The sequence below is a fragment of the Streptomyces sp. NPDC093065 genome, assembly GCF_044754585.1.
GTDB lineage: Bacteria > Actinomycetota > Actinomycetes > Streptomycetales > Streptomycetaceae > Streptomyces.
Genome location: NZ_JBIVPJ010000015.1, coordinates 204,596 through 222,618, shown reverse-complemented (window position 1 = coordinate 222,618; position 18,023 = coordinate 204,596). Strand labels below are relative to the sequence as shown.

Here is an 18,023-nt window from a genome sequence, read left to right as displayed (position 1 = left end):
CACTGAACGCCTTCGACATCACCTTCGACGGCCGCCTGACGGCGGCCCGCCAGTAACCCCAACCACCCTGGTTACACCGCTCGTTTGACAGACCCACTGATCCAAACGAAACTGCCTAGCCGCGGCCGGTTCGAGACTTCACGCGTGTCCCTCTTCGGTGATGTCCTTCCCACGGTGGCCGTTGAGAAAGGTGGTGACCGCGGCATTCGGGTCGCCGGCGCACGCGGTCATGGCGTACCCGGCCCGATCCCAGAGCCCCGACGCCATCAGTGGTGCGATCAGCGTCAGCACCATGTTCATCGGATCGCCTGGAGCGATGCGCCCTTGATCCTGATGCGCCTTGATCACCTGTGCCGCGTTGCGCATGTTCGGCATCAGGGCCTCCATCGCGTCGCGCAGTTCGGGGTGGCGCGGTACATCGGTGAGGAGGCTGAGAATCGCGGCACCGTACTGCTCGACCGAATCGGCGTAGGCGCCGGCCAGGGCCACGAGGTCGGCGAACACGTCGTTCGTGACCGTCAGCCGGGCGAACGACGAACGAGCCAGCGCATGCGTGAGGGCTCTGTTGAGCAGGGCTGCCTTGCCACCGTAACGGCGGAACAGCGTCGCCTCGTTCACTCCGGATCTTCGCGCGATCTCCTGAGTGGTGCAGGCCTGGTAGCCACGTTCGGCGAAGACGGTGACGGTCGTCTCGAACAGCCTGTCCACGTCGATCTGCTTGGGCATATGTCTCCAGGTCGCCGCTTCCGCAGGGATTCTAGCCCTACCGCTTATTGCAAGTGTGCGCTTGCAATAAGCGGGACCGCGTGTCTAGCGTGCGGATGCGAAGTGCCACAGGACCTGACGAAGGGGCATGATGTCTCATCCGCGACCGGGGCAACGGGCCAACCGGGGACTGGCTCCCCACAATCGCCCACCCGGCTTCCTGAAACGGACCAAGCTCACACTGCAGTTCACGGGATGGCTGCAGTACATCCCCACGGCTGCGGCCGCAGGCATCCTCCTGGCCGCTGCGCTCGTAGGAAGCCGGATCGGGCTCTGGCGGGTCTTACTGTTCTGGCTGCCGTTGGGCATCGGCATCCTGCTGACCGGGGCCCTCCTGGTCGACTTGGTCACAGTCAAGTTGGGACTGCGATTCTTTGAGCCGACGCCCCGCGCCCTTGACGAGCTCGACACCTTCGGCGTCATTCACACACGACGTTCCTGTCGGTCCTTCCAGAACCGCGAACTGACCGCGTCGGACCGGGAGGAGCTGATGCGCGCGGTCCACCGGCACACACGTCCAACGCATCTGATCGGCACCCGGCCGATCCGGCTGGAATATGTCGCCGCTTCTCTCAAGGTGTGGCCGACCGTAGGGGCGCGTGAGTTCATCGTCGCCATCGCTCCGCGCGCCTACGACCGTCTGGCTGTGATCGATGTGGGCAGGAGCCTGCACAAGGTGGTTCTGCACGCCACCCGGATGGGCGTGGCATCGTGCTGGATCGGAGCAGGCGCGGACCAGACCAGCGTCGTGTCCCATCTGGGAGACCGATTCGATCCTGCGGACGAGCACGTCGTCTGTGTCTGCGCCGTGGGCTACCGATCGAGATTCAAACCGACGGCGGTCCGAGCCATCGAGTTGCTACAACATCGGCGCCTGCCCCTGGCGTCGCTGTTCTTCGCCACCCCCAGCTTCGACACCCCACTCGATGTCGACCAACCACCCTTCTCGCCCTTCCGCCGGTGCTACGAGGCGTGCCGGTGGTCGCCCTCTTCGCTCAACACCCAGACCACCCGATGCATCGGGACAACGGATGACAGTGGCCGAACCATGGCACGGTTCGACTTCTGCACCACCACAGCATCCCGCTACTACGCCCCTCTAGGCCTGGGAATCTGGTGCGCGAACTGGGAAGCCGGCTGCGAAGCCCTCGGGCTGCCCGGGTACCTGCGGGTGCTCACACCGGAGGAACGAGGGGAGCACGTCACTCCGGAACCGCCCCGCTACGGCGTGAGTTGGATCGCTGACCCGCTCGGGGCCCCTCCTGCGTACGGCCCGGCGCCCACGGGCCCGTCACGCTGAAGTGCGGGCAGCCGTATACGATCTTCATGCCCGACATGGGTTTGAGCGCTGGCGAGATCAGCTTCGTGCGCGAAGTCCCACAGCTCGTGGCGTTGAGCGCGTACTCGTCGCACCACGGGGTGTCCTTCGGGTTCGGCTTGTTCGGCTTGGGCGTCAGCAGGGAGTCGAGGAGAACGGTCCTTTCGTGCGGGACGAATCCCGTCGTGCCTGAGTAGCCGCACACCACTCTGCGGTTTGCCTGGTCATGCCGGTCGAAGTGGTCGTACTGCGGCTTGCCCCTCCTTGGTCATGGGCCGCCGCGGAGCGGATGTCTGGCGGGTGGTCACCGGTACTGCCTCCGGTGTGGGTCCGACCTGGAGAGCGGCACGACGAAGGCCCGGACGCCTGGTCTGTGGCCCTTGCACTGTCGAAGTCCTCCAGTGAGCCGAGAACGCCAGTGAGGGAGTCGGCACTCGCCGACGATCCGTTCGACGTGCTTCCTCGGCACGCGAAGGTGCCCCTCGCGCTCGTAGTTGAGGCGGCGGCTTCTCTTCCTCGGCCGCGGTCTCGGTCCCGAGGGTCTGCTCGCCTGAGGTCCTCACCCTGGTGCACGACGTCGCCGGGCTCGGCCTGCAGCGGGCGGCTGCATATCCGGACGCTACCCGAGGCGATGGGCAGGCGTCGCTGCCCGGCATGGACCTCACTTTCCGGCCGCAGGCGCCGCTGGTCGCTTTGTGGGCGCTGGGCGACCCCGGAGCGCACAACTCGGCGCACAGCCCGGTTCGTCTGCCGCCGCCAGCGGCTTCGCCTCAAGGAGGGGCTCTGCGCCGTACTCGTCACCCTCGCCCCGCTCCTGGTGCGGGCGTGACATCCGAGGGCTCTTTCCGGACCGACGGCGTGCTCTCGGGGCTGGTGTACACGCAGGTACCGAAGTCGCTCCACCCCGGCTGGAGCTCATCCCAGTCACCACGGCCGTAGTAGCCGGTATCGGCTTTGCTCAAAGTCATGCCGCCGTCCTCCTGACGGCCGATGTACTCCGCGTATCCTCCGTCTCCGGCAGACTGGAACACGTGCAGCTCGGCGCGCCCGTCCTGGTCCTCGTCGGTCGCACGCACCGCGGCGACGAAGAACGAGACCTGAACGCGGATGGTGCCGCTCCGGCTGCCACTCAGGTCCCGGGCGAGCGGTCCGTAGCGCACCTCATGCACGAGCAGGTTGGAGCGGGGATCGTCCCCGATGTCCTCCTGACTGCGGAACAACGCCAGATCGAGGTAGCCGTCGCCGTCGAAGTCGCCGAACGTGCCCCTGGTTTCCAGGTCCGACGTCAGAAGGCCACGGGCCTTCTGCCATACGCCGAGAGCCTCGCCGACACCGACCTCGATGCGGTCATCGGCCCGGCTGAAGAGGACGGAACCCTTTCCCGAGCGGTCGGGGTCGTGTATCTCGTCCAGCCGCCCGTCCGCGTCCACGTCGGCGGTCAGGCTGGTGTTGTCGGTGTCGGAGCACACCACAGTCGGTGCGTGATCACCGGGCTCGGGCCCGGGCCAGAGGGCGAGCGTCGTGGCGACCGCGGCCAGAGCGGCTCCCGTGCCGATGGCGAGCCGCCTTCGCCCGCGTGTGCCCGGTCGTCTCAGCCTGGGCAGCCGGGCGGTGAACGCGCCGCTGACGCCGTCCTGTTGTGGACTCACGGGATCCGCCATGGCGGGATCCTAGTGTCCTGTGCCATAAGTTGATCGTCAGTGAGTGTTTTCAGGGCTGCCTCTCCAGGGTGAAAACGGCCTTGCCGTTCGACGGGTGCCCGGGACGTGGTCAGTGCCCGGTTGACCGTCCGCCGTGTCGGGGACAGCTGCCCGCCGGCAAGGCCGGCGGCATCCACAGCATGTGCCCGGCCGGGTCGGTCACGACCTGCATGTTCACGCCGTGGCCGCGTGCGTGTGCGAGTAGTCGGCCCGGCCGTCGCCGACGCGGTTTCGGCGCCGGTAGTGCTCCTGGTCGAACCAGGCGGGCCGGAACTGTATGCCTTGTCGCCGCTGGCATGAGCTGGCCGGCTTCGGGGGCGCCCGCTCGACGGACGGGGAACCGGGTCCGGTCCAGAACCTCGGTCATCTGCGGTGCGTAACCCCCCGGCCTCCCCGGCCACCCGACGGCGGCAGGTGTGGCCCCAGAAGCGACCACTCGCGCTTCGTCAGATCCCCTCGACGCATGACCGGACCAACGAGCGAGCGATCAGAGAAGGTGACTTCGTCCGCCGGACAGGACCTGGTCCCCCTACCCTGCGAGCGTGTCCAGGACGTCCGCAACCGGGGTGGGATCCAGAGGGCCGACGTGTGACGCTCCGGGGAAGTCGTGCACGCGGAAGCTGTTGCCGGGTGTGGACGCGTCGGCTTCCGCGATCATTCTGTCCTGGAGCGCGGTGGCGATCGTACGGTCCCTTCCGAAACGCAGGTACGTGCGGGGAATGCGCCCCCAGCTGCCGGCCCGGCCGACCGCTCGGCCCGCATAGGCGGCGACGGGCTCGTCGGTCTGCATGCCGGCCAGTATCCGGCGGAAGTCGGCGTCGGGGTAGTCCGCGCAGATCATCTCCTTCAGGAGGGCCAACTCACCGCTGACACCCGTACGAAAGTTCAGCCGCAACACCCCGAGCCGGTCCGGGTCGCCCACCGTCAGCTCCACCGGGCTGACGGCGTTCGCGTTCTCGGGTGCCGCCGTGCAGGCGTCCGCCGTGGGCAGGACGCGGCTCGGACAGAAGGCCGCCATGTAGCAGATGTGGTGAAGCAGGTGCGGGACGGCGTCGCCGACACGGCTGACCGACACGCCACCCAGGCTGTGCCCGACCAGCACCACCGGGCCGTTCCGTGCGGCCTGCCGCACGACGCCCGTGACGCGTGCCTCGTAGTCGTTCAGCCCGAGGCCCTTCAGAGGGGAGGGCTCGACCGCCATCGCCGCGAGGTCCTGCCGCTGGTACGACTCCGCCACGAAAGCCTCCGCGCCGTGCCGCGGCTGGTCCACCATGACGACGCGGTGGCCGCGCAGCACAAGTTCCCGCGCAACCGGCATCCAGAACGCGCCGGCGCTGTGGGTGCCGTGCACCAGCACGTAAGTTCCGAGCCCGCGACGCGGGGCCGCCGCGGCCGACGAGGTTCCGAGCCCGGTGGCCAGCGCCGTGCCCCCCACTGCGAGACCCAGCCCACGCAGCGCCGTCCGTCGGGTGGCACCCTTTCGTTCTTCGTTCGTGTCATCCATCATGAACACAACGCTATGAACGGTCCGTTCGGCCCACCAGCGGTCCAGCACCCCCACAGGGGTGGACCCAGAACCACCCCGCCGTGCGGCTCGCGGGGTCAGCCCCGCGCGCCGGCGTCTTCGCAGGCAACGGCGTTTGCGGCACCGGGGCGTCGGGCTGCGCAGCTCGATGACGGCCCAGACGCAGACGGCGTCGAGCGCGGCTTCCGCATCGTCGAAGGCATCGACTGGCCGACCGCCGTCTTCAAGACACAGGACGACCGGGTTCGACGCGGTGGTGCGGCACCCGGGGACGGTGGTCTGACGCGGGCCGCCCGCTTCGTCCGCTTCACCCCACGCCGCCGTACTGCTCCCTCTCGCAGGGCACACCGACACGGCCGATCCGGAAGAAACGGCACAGCTGTGCTGTTGGCCTTGTCGAAGCGACTGCCCGGACCGTTCGGACGGAGGTGCGACGCGTGACACGTGTGCTGCGTGCCGTCCGCCTCCACTCCCGGCCCCACATCGACCTCCAGCGCGTGGCCGGCTCGCTCTGTAGTTCCTGACCCGTTTCCCCAGCGCCGCGCGCCCCGGATCTCCGCGGGCAGGCGATCTCGTACGGACCTTCAGGAAGGCACTCCCGTGTCCGCAACCCCTGCTTCCCCTCTGCACCTCGCCGTGGCCCTCGACGGCGCCGGCTGGCACCCGGCCGCCTGGCGCGAACAAGTGGCCCGCCCCCGGGACCTGTTCACGGCCGGATACTGGGCGGACCTCGTCACCGAGGCCGAGCGCGGCCTGCTCGACTTCGTCACCTTCGAGGACGGGCTCGGCCTCCAGTCCTCCCACTACGGCGAGCTGGACGGCCGCACAGACCAGGTCCGCGGCCGCCTCGACGCCGTGCTGACCGCCTCCCGGGTCGCACCCCTGACCCGGCACATCGGCCTGGTGCCGACCGTGGTCGCCACCCACACCGAGCCGTTCCACATCTCCAAGGCGATCGCCACCCTCGACCACGTGAGCACCGGACGCGCGGGCCTGCGGGTGCAGATCAGCGCCCGGCCGCACGAGGCCGACCACTTCGGCCGTCGCACCCTCCCGCCGGTGAGCCTGGAGGAACTGCGGACGCCAGCCGGGCAGGACCGGCTGAGTCACCTCTTCGACGAGGCCGCCGACCACGTCGAGGTCGTGCGCCGGCTCTGGGACAGCTGGGAGGACGATGCGGAGATACGTGACTCCGCCACCGGCCGCTTCATCGACCGCGACAAACTCCACTACATCGACTTCGAGGGCGTGTACTTCAGCGTCAAGGGCCCCTCGATCACTCCGCGTCCGCCGCAGGGTCAGCCGCCGGTCACCGCCCTCGCCCACCAGACCGTCCCGTACCGGCTGGTGGCCCGCCAGGCCGACGTCGGCTACGTCACCCCGCACGACGCCGAGCAGGCCCGCGCTGTCGTCGCCGAGATCCGCGCCGAGCAGCGGGCGGCCGGCCGGGCCGACGAACTCCTGCACGTCTTCGGCGACCTGGTCGTCTTCCTGGACGACGAGAAGTCCGCCGCCGAAGACCGCCGTGCCCGCCTCGACGCCCTCGCCGGGGAGCCGTACACCAGCGATGCACGGATCTTCACCGGAACCATCGGACAACTCGCCGATCTGCTGCAGGAGGTGGCGGAGGAGGGGCTGACCGGCTTCCGGCTGCGGCCCGGCGTCGCCGGACACGACCTCCCGGCAATCACCCGCGGCCTGGTCCCCGAACTCCAGCGCCGGGGCGCCTTCCGCACCGCCTACGAGGCCGACACCCTGCGCGGGCTCCTGGGCCTGGCCCGTCCCGCCAACCGCTACGCCGCCGCCTGAGCCGGGAGGACCGTACCGACATGACCAGCAAGCCGCCGAAGCAGATCCATCTGGCCGCGCACTTCCCCGGGGTCAACAACACCACCGTGTGGAGCGACCCGCGCGCCGGCAGCCACATCGAGTTCAGCTCCTTCGCCCACTTCGCCCGGACCGCCGAACGCGCCAAGTTCGACTTCCTCTTCCTCGCCGAAGGGCTGCGGCTTCGCGAGCAGGGCGGAAAGATCTACGACCTCGACGTCGTCGGCCGCCCCGACACCTTCACCGTCCTCGCCGCGCTCGCCGCCGTCACCGAGCACCTGGGACTGACCGGCACGATCAACTCCACCTTCAACGAGCCCTACGAAGTCGCCCGGCAGTTCGCGACCCTCGACCACCTCTCCGGCGGCCGTTCCGCGTGGAACGTCGTCACCTCCTGGGACGCCTTCACCGGTGAGAACTTCCGCCGGGGCGGCTTCCTGCTCCAGGACGAGCGCTACTCCCGCGCCGAGGAGTTCCTCGCCACGGCGAACGAACTCTTCGACTCCTGGCACGGCGACGAGCTCCTCGCCGACCAGGAGACCGGCACCTTCCTGCGGGACGCCAAGGCAGGCTCCTTCGTCCACACCGGACGGCACTTCGACATCCACGGACAGTTCAACGTCCCCCGTTCCCCGCAGGGCCGGCCCGTCGTCTTCCAGGCCGGCGACTCCGACGAGGGCCGCGAGTTCGCCGCCGCCGAAGCGGACGCCATCTTCAGCCGGTACGGCACCCTGGAGGCGGGCCAGGCCTTCTACACCGACGTGAAATCCCGCCTGGCCAGGTACGGCCGCCGACCCGACCAACTGCTCATCCTGCCCGCCGCGACCTTCGCCCTCGCCGACACGGACGCCGAAGCCGAGGAACTCGCCCGCGAGGTCCGCCGCCAACAGGTCAGCGGGGCCACCGCCCTCAAGCACCTGGAGTTCGTCTGGAACAGGGACCTGTCCGGCTACGATCCCGAAGGCCCGCTGCCCGACATCGACCCCGACACCGGCGACGACCACATCTCCCAGGGCCGAGCCCAGGTCCGCATGTACCGGGACCCGCTGGCAACGGCCCGAGAGTGGCGGGAACTGGCCGCCGCCAACAACTGGTCCATCCGCGACCTGGTCATCCACACCGGCAACCGGCAGAACTTCGTCGGCTCCCCGTCCACCGTCGCCGAGACCATCGACGAGTTCGTCCAGGCCGACGCGAGCGACGGCTTCATCCTCGTCCCGCACATCACCCCGAGCGGCCTCGACGAGTTCGCCGACAAGGTGGTTCCGCTGCTTCAGGAACGGGGTGTCTTCCGCACCGAGTACGAGGGCACCACTCTGCGCGACCACCTCGGCCTCGCCCACCCGGACGATGCCCGCGACGAACCGGCGTCCTCGTGAGGTTCAACGCCATCGCCCTCGTCGTGCACCGCCCGGACCGGATCACCGGCGTGCGCAAGTCGACCCACGAGCGGTTCCGCGAGGTCGTCGACAACGCCCGGCTCGCGGAGGAACCGGGCTGCGACTGGGACCGCAACGCCGAGGTGTGGCCCCGCCCCTACCAGCAGTGCATCCGGGTCTGGCACGGCGGCGCCACCAGCAAGGTGCCGGTCGACCTCGCCGCCCGCTACGGCGGCCCACCTGTGCTCCGCGAACGTCACCCACCCCATCGAGCCGTACGCCGGGCTGATCAGCCACCACCGCGAACGCCGGGAGCACTTCGTCGAACGCAGCTCCGCACTGATCGGCAGTCCCCAGCAGGTCATCGACAAGGTGCACCGCTGCCACGAGCAGACCGGACACACCGTGCTTCATCTGCGCGCGGACGCCGCGGAGTTGACGGTTCATCAGCGCGGCACCTCCCCGCAGCTGTTCCAGTCCCAGGTCGCCCCCGTGCTGCGCCGCGACCGGATCCGCCGTTCGCGTGGGAGCCGGTGAGTCCCGCCCCCGCCCCCGCTTCCGCCCACACCCAGGAGTCCGCCCGTGCCTGACATCCCCCTCAGCGTCCTCGACCTCGTTCCGATCTCCTCCGGATCGACGGCTGCCGAAGCCCTGCGCAACTCCATCGACCTCGCCCAGCAGACCGAGCGGCTCGGCTACGCCCGCTACTGGTTCGCGGAGCACCACCTCAACCCGGGAGTGGCGGGTACGTCCCCCGCGGTCGTCCTCGCCCTGACCGCCGCGGCGACCTCCACGATCCGGCTCGGCTCCGGTGCCGTACAACTCGGCCACCGCACGGCGCTGTCCACGGTCGAGGAGTTCGGCCTGATCGACGCCCTGCACCCCGGCCGCCTCGACCTGGGCCTGGGCCGCTCGGGCGGCCGCCCGCCCGCGGAGAGGACCACCACGCCGACAGCCACCCCGATCGTCGACGGCCGCGCCCCGAACGGCCTGACCATCCCGCCCCGCTTCTCCCTCGAGCGCCTGCTCGGCTCACCCCGCGTGGCACTGCAGCGCAAACTGCTCCAGCTCCCGGGCGCCGAGTCGCAGGACTACGCCGAGCAGATCGACGACATCCTCGCCCTGCTGGCCGGCACCTACCGCTCCCCGGAGGGCGTCGAGGCGCACGCCGTGCCCGGGAAGGGCGCCGACGTGCACGTGTGGATCCTGGGCAGCAGCGGCGGACAGAGCGCCGAGGTCGCAGGCGCCAGGGGTCTGCGCTTCGCGGCGAACTACCACGTCAGCCCCGGCACGGTCCTGGAAGCGGTGGACGGCTACCGGTCCTTCTTCCAGCCCTCCGAGTTCCTCGACAAGCCCTACGTCAGTGTCTCCGCCGACGTCGTCGTCGCCGAGAACGACGCGACCGCCCGCGAACTCGCCACCGGATACGCCCTGTGGGTCCGCAGCATCCGCACCGCCGAAGGCGCCATCGAGTTCCCGACCCCCGGGGAAGCACGCGCCCACGCGTGGAGCGACGACGACCGAGCGCTCGTGCGGGACCGCGTCGACACGCAGTTCGTCGGCTCACCGGCCCACGTGGCCGACCGGCTTGAACAACTCCAGGAAGCCACGAACACGGACGAGTTGCTCATCACGACGATCACCCACGACCATGCCGACCGGGTCCGCTCCTACCGACTGCTCGCGGAGGAATGGGGCCGACGCCACTGAGTCCACCCTCCGAGGGCCGATTCGGCCGCCGGGTGTGCCCACCTGGTGAGACGTCGTGACGTCGGCCGAACGGCCCTCTTGACGCGGTTCGCGCACAGCCCGAGACTCCACTACGGGACACCTAGTGAAACGGTAGGGGAATCATGGGCCGTGCCGCGCTGGACCTCGGCAGCGACGCCGTTCGTGTCGCCGTCCGGCCGCTGCCCCTGCTGACCTCCCGGCGCCACATCGACCTCGAGCGTGTGTGCAGCGCGGCAAGTTCCCCGCGCGCCGGCGGCCGAGTCCCCGGCCACGCCTGACCTTCCGGTACACGTACCGCCTGCCGGCCGTGCCGAAGCCGCCGCGTGCCGCCGCCTCCTTATGCCCGTACACCTGTGAGCACTCCAGGGAGACGCATGTCCGCCACCTTCCCGACATCCGCGCCGTCCTTCCGCAGCAGGATCGGCTGTGACGCGCGCAGCGGCTACTTCGCCGCCCCCCACCGCTACCGGCTCCACCTGGCACTGTCGTGCCCGCACTGTCTGCAGATCGCCGTCACCCACGGCCTGCTCGAACTCGACGACACCCTCGCCGTGACGTTGCTGCCCGCCGTCCCCGACGGGCCCGACGGCGGGCACCGGGCGCTGCGCCCGCTGTACGAGGCCAGTTCGCACCAACACCCGGGCCCGGCCGTGGCGCCGGTCCTCAGCGACAACTGGACCGGGCGCATCGTCAGCACCCACACTCCCGACATCGTGCGGGACATGGCCCGGAGGTTCGGCGGTCGCGGCGCCGATCTCCACCCGCGCGCCGCCGAAGAGGCGATCGAGGCCGTGGGCCGGCTCTGCGAGCAGGGCATCACCGCGAACGCCCAGCGTGCCGGGCAGTGCGGTGGTGACCCGGCGGCCAGGGGCACGGCGCTGACCGCCCTGCTGGGCGCCCTGGACACGCTGGAGAGGCGGCTCGCCTCCCGGGGGTACGTCCTGGGAGACGAACTCTCGCTCGCGGACGCGCAGTTGTGGGTGACCCTGGTGCAGCTGGACACCGTGCACCGGCACCACCTGGACGCCGCTGCGGTGGACCGGATCACCGATCATCCCCGTCTGTGGGCGTACGCACGACGGCTGGCGGCACGTCCCGCCTTCGGCTCCCACCTGGACCTGGACGGCATTGCCCGCAGGCACCACGCCCACTGCCGGGGCCAGGAGGACGCGGGCGCGGCGGTACAGATCGTGGACTGGGTCTCGTACGCGCCGCGCAAGGAGTCGGCGCCCGTGCGCATGCCTGGCTGAGGGCATGCGCACGGGCGCCTCGTACCGCGCCGACCGGAGGTGGGCCCGCGGCTCAGCCGGCCGGCGCGAACGTGGCCGTGTGCCCGCCCAACGCGGCGGAGAACTGGTCTGTCACCTGGCACAGGGCCTCGGCGGCCCCTGGCGCGACGACCGTCGACCCGTCTTCGTCGACGGTGATGTCCTTGTCGAGCGTGAACCAGCCGGGGACCACGTGCAGGGCGCCCATCGAACTGAGCACCGGCCGCAAGGCGTAGTCGATGGCCAGGACGTGTGCCGTACTGCCACCGGTGGCCAGCGGGAACACCGTCTTGCCGGCCAGCGCGTACTGCGGGAGCAGGTCCAGCAGCGACTTGAGCAGACCCGAGTACGCGGCCTTGTACACCGGGGTTCCGATGACCACGCCGTCCGCCTGCTCGAAGAGCGATGCGGCGCCGGTGATCGCCGGATGACGGAAGTCGGCGCCCAGCAGCGCATCGGCCGGCAGGGTGCGGACGTCGAGGGGTGTCACGTGGTGCCCGTGCAGTCGCAGCCGGTCGTCCAGGTGGCGCAGGAGGCGAGCGGTCCGTGAGGTGGGGGAGGGGCTTCCGGAGACGGAGAGGATGGCGGCCATGAGGGCACCTTTCGCGGTCGGGGGTTCAGCGGGGCGGCTGGGCCGGGAGATCACCGGCCCGACCGCGGACGTCACCAGGCGCTCGACTCCACCGTGACCACGGGGACCAGTTCGTTGCGCACGGTCTCCAGGAAGGCGACGATCTCGGCGGCCACCGAACGGTGCTGCACGTCGTTGAGGACGTCGTGGTGCGCGTCCCGGACCACCGACAGGCGGGCGCGGGGCAGGGAGGCGGAGATCCGGCCCAGGGCCCCGCGGTCCGCGAGCGGGTCGGCGTCGCCGACGAGAAACAGTGCCGGAACGGTGAGTTCGGCATCGTAGGCCGCGTCGAGCAGGGCCGGGGACAGCGCCTCGTTCAGCGAACCACGCCGGACCTGGGTGTCGGTGCTGAGCGTCCCGCGGTGCGCGGGGCAGGAGGTGCGTACGTCGAGTTCCTCGTCCCAGGTGCCGACGCCGGTGGTTGTACGGCCCGGCAGCCCGGCGAGGACGGCCGCGTCGGGCCTCCGGCCGCCTGTGGGCAGCGCGGCAGTGCTCAGATGCGCGGCGAGCAGGGCGGCCCCGGCGTCTGCCCCCAGCAGGACGAGGGGCTCCGCCACGGCGCCGTCGGTGACGGCGCCTTCGACCGCGTCGGCCAGCCGGGCGCCGAAGCGGTCCAGGGCCCCGGAGAGATCGGCGGCGGTGGTGTCGGGGTTGTCGACGACACGGACGCGGTACGCGTCGGCGGCGAGTCGCGCCGCGAGCCGTCCGTAGGTGGCCCGGGTCTCGCCCCGGCCGGGCACGACGATGACCGTGCCCCGGGTGCGCAGCCCTTCGGGGGCGTGGTGGTCGGTGTGGTCGCTCATGTGCGGGCTCCTGCGGGTACGGGCTCGTTGCGGGGTGCCGGGCTCCAGCCCAGGGCCGGTGCCACCTCGGTCGCGATGAGTTCCAGCGCGCGGATCGTGGCGTCCTGGTCGGGGACCGCGGGATTGAACTGGGTGATCAGGTCCGTCGCGAGAGGGAGCACCTTCTCCTGCCGGAAGGCCGCGACGATCTCCTCCGGGGAGCCGTGGAAGGCGTGGAAACGGCGCAGCGCCTCGTCCCTGTCCAGCCCTTCGGGGAACGCGCCGCTCTTGGCCATGCGCAGCGCCGCGCGGTGGACGTCGTCCCCGATGTGGGCCAGCGCCGTACGCCGGTCCTTGGCCGGGAACACCAGCCTCGACACTCCTATGCGCGGTCCGCGGGGCCGGTTCCAGGCGGTGAGGTAGGCGTCCGTCCAGGGACGCTGCACCTCGTCGGTGGACGCGTCGTGGCCGTAGGCGGCCCGGTTGAGGAGGAGGTTCGATCCGAGGCTCGCGGCGTACGCCGCTCCCCGCGCGCTGAAGACGCCCTGCCAGATGCGGTCGGTGAAGTCCCCGGGCGTCGGCTGGACGCGGAAGCCGGGGGCGCCTACCTCCTCGCCCCGCAGGGCGCGACGCAGCACGTCGAGGTGTTCGCTGGTGAGCTCGCGTCTGCGGGTCGCGTCCCGGCCGAACGCGGCGTACTCCAGGTCGCTGGAGCCGCTGCCCACGCCCAGCTCCACCCGGCCGCCGCTCAGCGTGTCGACGGTCGCGACGTCCTCGGCGAGGCGGACCGGGTCCTCCAGCGGCAGGACGGTGATGGCGGTGCCGAGACGGATGCGGCTGGTGCGCGCGGCGGCGTGGGCCAGGAAGGTCCACGGCGAGGACAGCCCGCCACCGCCGCCGGGAACGTGGTGCTGGGCCACCCAGCCGACGTCGAGGCCCAACTCGTCGGCCGCGACGAAGAGTTCCTGGGCGTTGCGGTAGGTCCGGGAGAGGTCGGCGTCACGGCCCTGGACGTGGGTGAGGAAGCCCAGTCTGAAGCGGGGTTTCCCGCTGGTCATGGCAGGTCCCCTCAGCCGTTCGCGGGAAGGCGGTCGAGGGTGTGGCGGTTCGCCGGAACCGGCAGGCCGAGGTTCCCGCGCAGGGTGTCGGACTCGTACTCGGTGCGGAACAGGTCCCGCTTCTGCAGGATCGGCACCACCCCGTCCACGAAGAGGTCCAGCTCGTCCTGCGTGCGGAAGGCGAGGTTGATGCCGTCGAAGGTGCCGGCGTCGAACCACCGCTCGATCGTGTCGGCCACGGTCTCGGGCGCCCCCACGAACGGCGAGCGACGGAACTCGGCGACCGACTGCGCCACCTGACGAAGCGTCAGCCCCTCCGCCCTGGCCCGCTCGATGATCCTCGCCGCACCCGTACGGCCCCCCTTCTCGGCGAGGTGGGCGACGTCCGGGAACGGAGCGTCCAGGTCGTGCACGCTGAAGTCGTAGGCACCGAAGGATCGGCCGAGCAGCGCGAGATGCCGGTCGAAGTCGTTGTCCTCCTCGAAGATCTCCCGCTCCCGGCGCCGGGCCGCCTCGTCGGTCGCGGCGACCACGGGGCCCCCGTGGATGAAGATCTTGATGTGGTCGGGGTCGCGGCCGTACGCGGCGGTCCGCTTCTTGATGTCGGCGTAGTACTCCCGTGCCTGCTCCAGCGAGCCGCCCGGCGCGTAGATGCCCTCGGCGACCCGTGCGGCGAGGTCGCGGCCCTCCTCGGAGACACCGGCCTGGAAGACGACCGGCTGGCCCTGCGGCGAGCGGGAGAGGTTCAGCGGGCCCGCGACCTTGAAGTGCTCGCCCTCGTGGTCGAGCGCGTGCAGCTTGGCGGGGTCGAGGAACACGTTGCGCTCCAAGTCCGCGGGAAAGGCGTCGTCCTCGTAGGAGTCCCACAGCCCGCGGGCGACCTCGACGAACTCCAGAGCCCTTCCGTACCGGGTGGTGTAGTCGAGGTGCTCGTCCAGCCCGTAGTTGCGCGAGGTTCCGGTGTCGAAGCTGGTCACGACGTTCCAGCCGGCCCGGCCGCCGCTGATGTGGTCCAGCGAGGCGAAGCGGCGGGCCAGATTGAAGGGCGAGTTGTACGTCGAACTGGCCGTGCCCACCAGGCCGATGTGCCGGGTGTGGGTGGCGACGGCCGACAGCAGGGTCAGCGGCTCCAGCCGGTTGAGGTAGTGCGCCGGGTAGGTGGCGTTGATGAACTGGCTGTCCACGATGAACAGGGCGTCGAAGAGCGCGTGTTCGGCGGCCTGGGCCTGGCGTATGTAGTACTCGATGTCGATGCTGGCGTTCTTGGCGACGCGGGGGTCCTTCCACAGGCCGTGCTGGCCGGGGCCGCCGACGCCGTAGGGATGCAGAGCGAGATGAATCTTCCGGGGCATGCTTCTTCCTGTCTGTGGTGAGGACGGTGTGGGGCGCGGGCGGGGCGGGTCAGGCGTGCAGCAGGGCGCGCAGGGCCTCGCGTTCGGAACGGTCGGCGGGGGCGCCGTGCAGGGTGGGCGCGGAGCCGACCAGCAGACGGGTGTAGGGGTGTCGCGGCCGGCCGATGACGTCGCGGGCGGTACCGGTCTCCACCAGCTCGCCCCGGTACAGCACGGCGATCCGGTCGGCGATCCCGGCGACCGATCCGAGGTCGTGGGAGATGAAGACGAGGGCCACTCCGGTGGCGCGCAGTTCCCTGAGGATTTCCAGCACCTGGACCCGGTTGGCCGAGTCCAGGGCGCTGACCGGCTCGTCCAGGATGACCAGCCGCGGCTCGGTGACCAGTGCCCGGGCCACGGCGATGCGCTGGCGCTGCCCGCCGGACAGCTCCCCGGGCAGTCGCCCGAGAAGGTCCTCGGACAGCCGCACCCGGGGGAGGAAGGCGCGCACCCGTGCCCCCGCCTCCGCCCGGGCCACACCCCGGACGAGCAGCGGCTCGGTCAGCGAGTCCTCCACGGTGAGGTCGGGGTCCAGGCTGCGCAGGGGGTCCTGGAAGACGTACTGGACCACACCTCGGCGGCGCAGGTCGCGCCACTGCCGGGGGCCGTGATCGGTGACGTCCTCGCCGTCGAGGACCACCGACCCGGCGGAGGGGCGCACCAGGCCGAGCACGGCGCGGGCGAGCGTCGACTTGCCCGAGCCGGTCTCGCCGATGAGGCCGAGCGTCTCGCCCGGCGCGACGCTCAACGAGACGCCGTCCAGGGCCCGTCGGCGTCGGTGGCGTGCCCCGTAGTGCACCTGCAGACCGGTGACGTCGAGGACGGGCCGGGCAACGGCCCTTGTCCGGGCGGTGGTCATGCGTCCTCCCGGGGGGTGAGGCCCTGAGGCGTGCGGAACTTCTCCAGGCCGTACTGCTCGTGCTCGTCGATCAGCAGCCGCGTGTACGCGTGCCGCGGCTCGTCCAGGACGGTGCGGGTCGGGCCCTGCTCGACGACCTCGCCCTGCCGCATCACCAGTACCTCGTCGCACAACTGGGCGACGACGGCGAGGTCGTGGGAGACGACGACCAGGGCGAGTCCGGCCCGTTCGCGCAGGTCGGCAAGGAGGTCGAGGATCTCCGCCTGCACGGTGACGTCCAGTGCGGTGGTGGCCTCGTCGGCGATGAGGATCCGCGGGTCCGCGGCGATCGCGGCGGCGATCAGGACCCGCTGGAGCATGCCGCCGGACAGCTCGTAGGGGTACTGGTCGTGGACCAGTTCGGGGTCGCGCAGCCGTACCGCGTGCAGCAGATCGAGGACCCGCCCGCGTGCCTGGCGGCGGCCGAGGCCCTTCTTGACGCGGACGACCTCCGCGATCTGCTTGCCGATCCGCAGCGACGGGTTGAGATAGGACGCCGGGTCCTGGAAGACCGCGCCGATCGTCGCCCCGCGCAGCGCGGTCCACCGGGCGGGAGTGAGACCGGTGATGTCGGTGCCGCCGATCTCGACGGTGCCGCCGGTGACGTCGAAGTGGGCCGGCAGGATGCCGAGGGCCGCGCGGCAGGTGAGGGTCTTGCCGCTGCCGGACTCGCCGACGATGCCGACCACCTTGCCGGGGGTGAGGTCGAAGCTCACGCCGTGCACGATCTCCCGGCCGTCGCTCCGGTCACCGATGCGCACGTCGCGCAGGGCGAGCAGGGGCGCGGGCGGGGACTGCGGATCCCGCGCTGCGGGCAGGCCGGTTTCCTCGGCCCGCGTGAGGAGCCTCTCGGATGCCGTTGTCATCACGCATCTCCTGTAGCGGCGGGAGCGGAGTCGGTTCGGCCGGCGCGGGTTCCGCGGCCCTTGAGCAGGGCCCGGCCCGCCTCGCCGGACACGTCTCGGATCGCGTCGGCGAGCAGGTTGCCCGCCCAGACGGTGACCATGATCAGTAGCGCGGGGACCAGCGGGGCCCACGGACGGTGGCTGAGATAGCCGAGATCGGAGGCGAGGAGACCGCCCCAGGTCGGCTCCGGGGGCTGCACACCGATGCCCAGGAACGTCAGGCTGGAGACGATGACGAAGCCGACGCCGATGGTCTGCGCGAACGCCACCGCGATCGGCGGCAGCACCTTGGCCCACACATGGCGGCGCACCACCCAGCCGACGGAAGCGCCGGAGATCAGCGCCGCCTCGACGTACTGGGAGCGGGCCACCGCCAACGTGGCGGCGCGCGAGACCCGGTAGAACAGGGGCGACACCAGCACCCCCGTCACCAGCATCGCCTGCGTCAGCCCGTTGCCGAGCAGGGCGATCACGGCGACGGCGAAGAGCAGGAACGGCAGGGCCACCAGCGTGTCGGCCAGCCGCAGGGTGATCCACTCGAAGACCCGGCCGAGGTACACCGACAGGATCCCGGGGACGGCGCCGACCACCAGTGCGGTGAACGCCACTTCGAGGGCTCCGAGCACGCTGACCCGGGAGCCGTCGAGCAGGCGGCTGAGGACGTCCCGGCCGAGGTAGTCGGTGCCCAGCCAGTGGCCGCCGGACGCGGCGGCCAAGGTGTGGTCGCTGGTGGCCAGCGGGTCCTGCGGGGCCAGCAGCGGTCCGAGGACCGCGAGCAGGGCGACGGCGGTCAGGATCGCGACGGCGACACGGCCGGAGGCGAGGGAGAGGACGCGACGGACCAT

The 18,023-nt window shown here is 70.8% G+C and carries 16 protein-coding genes and 3 pseudogenes; 7 read left to right on the top strand and 12 right to left on the bottom strand.

Annotated features, from left to right (window positions below):
* Positions 1-138 precede the first annotated feature (138 nt).
* The gene (locus ACIQFU_RS25290; RefSeq protein ID WP_402554437.1) at positions 139-726 is read right to left on the bottom strand and encodes a TetR/AcrR family transcriptional regulator; all 588 of its coding nucleotides are present in this window, start codon (positions 724-726) and stop codon (positions 139-141) included.
* 127 nt (positions 727-853) lie between these two features.
* Between ACIQFU_RS25290 and ACIQFU_RS25285 the strand changes: the two genes are divergently transcribed.
* A complete protein-coding gene (locus ACIQFU_RS25285; protein WP_402554436.1) occupies positions 854-2,065 on the top strand; it encodes a nitroreductase family protein in 1,212 nt (403 codons plus the stop codon).
* An 815-nt stretch (positions 2,066-2,880) separates the two neighbouring features.
* Here the strand turns inward: ACIQFU_RS25285 and ACIQFU_RS25280 are convergent.
* The 4 genes and pseudogenes from ACIQFU_RS25280 to ACIQFU_RS25265 all read right to left on the bottom strand — a co-directional run bounded on the left by ACIQFU_RS25280 (position 2,881) and on the right by ACIQFU_RS25265 (position 5,296).
* Positions 2,881-3,744, bottom strand: a complete 864-nt coding sequence (locus tag ACIQFU_RS25280) for a hypothetical protein (protein ID WP_402554435.1) — start codon at positions 3,742-3,744, stop codon at positions 2,881-2,883.
* A 154-nt stretch (positions 3,745-3,898) separates the two neighbouring features.
* Positions 3,899-4,014 (bottom strand): annotated as a pseudogene (locus ACIQFU_RS25275) (IS5/IS1182 family transposase); the annotation flags it as partial.
* A gap of 38 nt (positions 4,015-4,052) precedes the next feature.
* Positions 4,053-4,165: pseudogene (locus tag ACIQFU_RS25270) on the bottom strand (IS5/IS1182 family transposase); the annotation flags it as partial.
* A 147-nt stretch (positions 4,166-4,312) separates the two neighbouring features.
* Complete coding sequence (locus ACIQFU_RS25265; protein WP_402554445.1) at positions 4,313-5,296, bottom strand: alpha/beta hydrolase; 984 nt, start codon at positions 5,294-5,296, stop codon at positions 4,313-4,315.
* A 440-nt stretch (positions 5,297-5,736) separates the two neighbouring features.
* On the opposite strand from ACIQFU_RS25265, the gene ACIQFU_RS25260 reads away from it, so the two are divergent.
* From ACIQFU_RS25260 to ACIQFU_RS25235, 6 genes and pseudogenes are all read left to right on the top strand, one after another.
* On the top strand, positions 5,737-5,832 hold the full coding sequence (locus ACIQFU_RS25260) for a putative leader peptide (protein WP_402554434.1): 96 nt from the start codon (positions 5,737-5,739) through the stop codon (positions 5,830-5,832).
* Positions 5,833-5,908: 76 nt separating this feature from the next.
* On the top strand, positions 5,909-7,117 hold the full coding sequence (locus ACIQFU_RS25255; RefSeq protein ID WP_402554433.1) for an LLM class flavin-dependent oxidoreductase: 1,209 nt from the start codon (positions 5,909-5,911) through the stop codon (positions 7,115-7,117).
* A 20-nt stretch (positions 7,118-7,137) separates the two neighbouring features.
* Positions 7,138-8,514 (top strand): NtaA/DmoA family FMN-dependent monooxygenase, encoded by a 1,377-nt coding sequence (locus ACIQFU_RS25250; RefSeq protein WP_402554432.1) that lies wholly within the window; start codon positions 7,138-7,140, stop codon positions 8,512-8,514.
* Positions 8,511-9,104: pseudogene (locus tag ACIQFU_RS25245) on the top strand (hypothetical protein). Before ACIQFU_RS25250 ends, ACIQFU_RS25245 begins: the two are co-directional and overlap by 4 nt.
* Positions 9,097-10,224, top strand: a complete 1,128-nt coding sequence (locus tag ACIQFU_RS25240) for an LLM class flavin-dependent oxidoreductase (protein ID WP_402554431.1) — start codon at positions 9,097-9,099, stop codon at positions 10,222-10,224. The pseudogene ACIQFU_RS25245 and the gene ACIQFU_RS25240 overlap by 8 nt, the downstream one beginning before the upstream one ends.
* Positions 10,225-10,619: 395 nt before the next feature.
* Complete coding sequence (locus ACIQFU_RS25235) at positions 10,620-11,495, top strand: glutathione S-transferase C-terminal domain-containing protein (RefSeq protein ID WP_402554430.1); 876 nt, start codon at positions 10,620-10,622, stop codon at positions 11,493-11,495.
* 52 nt (positions 11,496-11,547) lie between these two features.
* Here the strand turns inward: ACIQFU_RS25235 and ssuE are convergent, their stop codons facing one another.
* The 7 genes from ssuE to ACIQFU_RS25200 form a co-directional block, all read right to left on the bottom strand.
* Positions 11,548-12,105 carry an NADPH-dependent FMN reductase gene (gene ssuE / locus ACIQFU_RS25230; protein ID WP_402554429.1) on the bottom strand — a complete coding sequence of 186 codons (558 nt, stop codon included), beginning with the start codon at positions 12,103-12,105 and terminating at the stop codon, positions 11,548-11,550.
* Between the two features lie 71 nt (positions 12,106-12,176).
* The gene (locus ACIQFU_RS25225; RefSeq protein ID WP_402554428.1) at positions 12,177-12,947 is read right to left on the bottom strand and encodes an alpha/beta hydrolase; all 771 of its coding nucleotides are present in this window, start codon (positions 12,945-12,947) and stop codon (positions 12,177-12,179) included.
* Positions 12,944-13,984 carry an LLM class flavin-dependent oxidoreductase gene (locus ACIQFU_RS25220; protein ID WP_402554427.1) on the bottom strand — a complete coding sequence of 347 codons (1,041 nt, stop codon included), beginning with the start codon at positions 13,982-13,984 and terminating at the stop codon, positions 12,944-12,946. Before ACIQFU_RS25220 ends, ACIQFU_RS25225 begins: the two co-directional genes overlap by 4 nt.
* Before the next feature lie 11 nt (positions 13,985-13,995).
* Positions 13,996-15,336, bottom strand: a complete 1,341-nt coding sequence (locus tag ACIQFU_RS25215) for an LLM class flavin-dependent oxidoreductase (protein ID WP_402554426.1) — start codon at positions 15,334-15,336, stop codon at positions 13,996-13,998.
* A 49-nt stretch (positions 15,337-15,385) separates the two neighbouring features.
* Positions 15,386-16,234 (bottom strand): ABC transporter ATP-binding protein, encoded by an 849-nt coding sequence (locus tag ACIQFU_RS25210; RefSeq protein ID WP_402554425.1) that lies wholly within the window; start codon positions 16,232-16,234, stop codon positions 15,386-15,388.
* On the bottom strand, positions 16,231-17,139 hold the full coding sequence (locus ACIQFU_RS25205; RefSeq protein ID WP_402554424.1) for an ABC transporter ATP-binding protein: 909 nt from the start codon (positions 17,137-17,139) through the stop codon (positions 16,231-16,233). Before ACIQFU_RS25205 ends, ACIQFU_RS25210 begins: the two co-directional genes overlap by 4 nt.
* Positions 17,139-18,023 carry an ABC transporter permease gene (locus tag ACIQFU_RS25200; RefSeq protein WP_402554423.1) on the bottom strand — a complete coding sequence of 295 codons (885 nt, stop codon included), beginning with the start codon at positions 18,021-18,023 and terminating at the stop codon, positions 17,139-17,141. The genes ACIQFU_RS25205 and ACIQFU_RS25200 overlap by 1 nt, the downstream gene beginning before the upstream one ends.

Excerpts from the sequence above, each read along its gene's own strand:
- ACIQFU_RS25285 (WP_402554436.1), top strand. The coding sequence starts at position 854 with ATGATGTCTCATCCGCGACCGGGGCAACGGGCCAACCGGGGACTGGCT.
- ACIQFU_RS25220 (WP_402554427.1), bottom strand. The coding sequence starts at position 13,984 with ATGACCAGCGGGAAACCCCGCTTCAGACTGGGCTTCCTCACCCACGTC.
- ACIQFU_RS25205 (WP_402554424.1), bottom strand. The coding sequence starts at position 17,139 with ATGACAACGGCATCCGAGAGGCTCCTCACGCGGGCCGAGGAAACCGGC.
- ACIQFU_RS25280 (WP_402554435.1), bottom strand. The coding sequence starts at position 3,744 with ATGGCGGATCCCGTGAGTCCACAACAGGACGGCGTCAGCGGCGCGTTC.
- ACIQFU_RS25290 (WP_402554437.1), bottom strand. The coding sequence starts at position 726 with ATGCCCAAGCAGATCGACGTGGACAGGCTGTTCGAGACGACCGTCACC.
- ACIQFU_RS25225 (WP_402554428.1), bottom strand. The coding sequence starts at position 12,947 with ATGAGCGACCACACCGACCACCACGCCCCCGAAGGGCTGCGCACCCGG.
- ACIQFU_RS25235 (WP_402554430.1), top strand. The coding sequence starts at position 10,620 with ATGTCCGCCACCTTCCCGACATCCGCGCCGTCCTTCCGCAGCAGGATC.
- ACIQFU_RS25200 (WP_402554423.1), bottom strand. The coding sequence starts at position 18,023 with ATGGTCCGTCGCGTCCTCTCCCTCGCCTCCGGCCGTGTCGCCGTCGCG.
- ssuE (WP_402554429.1), bottom strand. The coding sequence starts at position 12,105 with ATGGCCGCCATCCTCTCCGTCTCCGGAAGCCCCTCCCCCACCTCACGG.
- ACIQFU_RS25215 (WP_402554426.1), bottom strand. The coding sequence starts at position 15,336 with ATGCCCCGGAAGATTCATCTCGCTCTGCATCCCTACGGCGTCGGCGGC.
- ACIQFU_RS25210 (WP_402554425.1), bottom strand. The coding sequence starts at position 16,234 with ATGACCACCGCCCGGACAAGGGCCGTTGCCCGGCCCGTCCTCGACGTC.
- ACIQFU_RS25250 (WP_402554432.1), top strand. The coding sequence starts at position 7,138 with ATGACCAGCAAGCCGCCGAAGCAGATCCATCTGGCCGCGCACTTCCCC.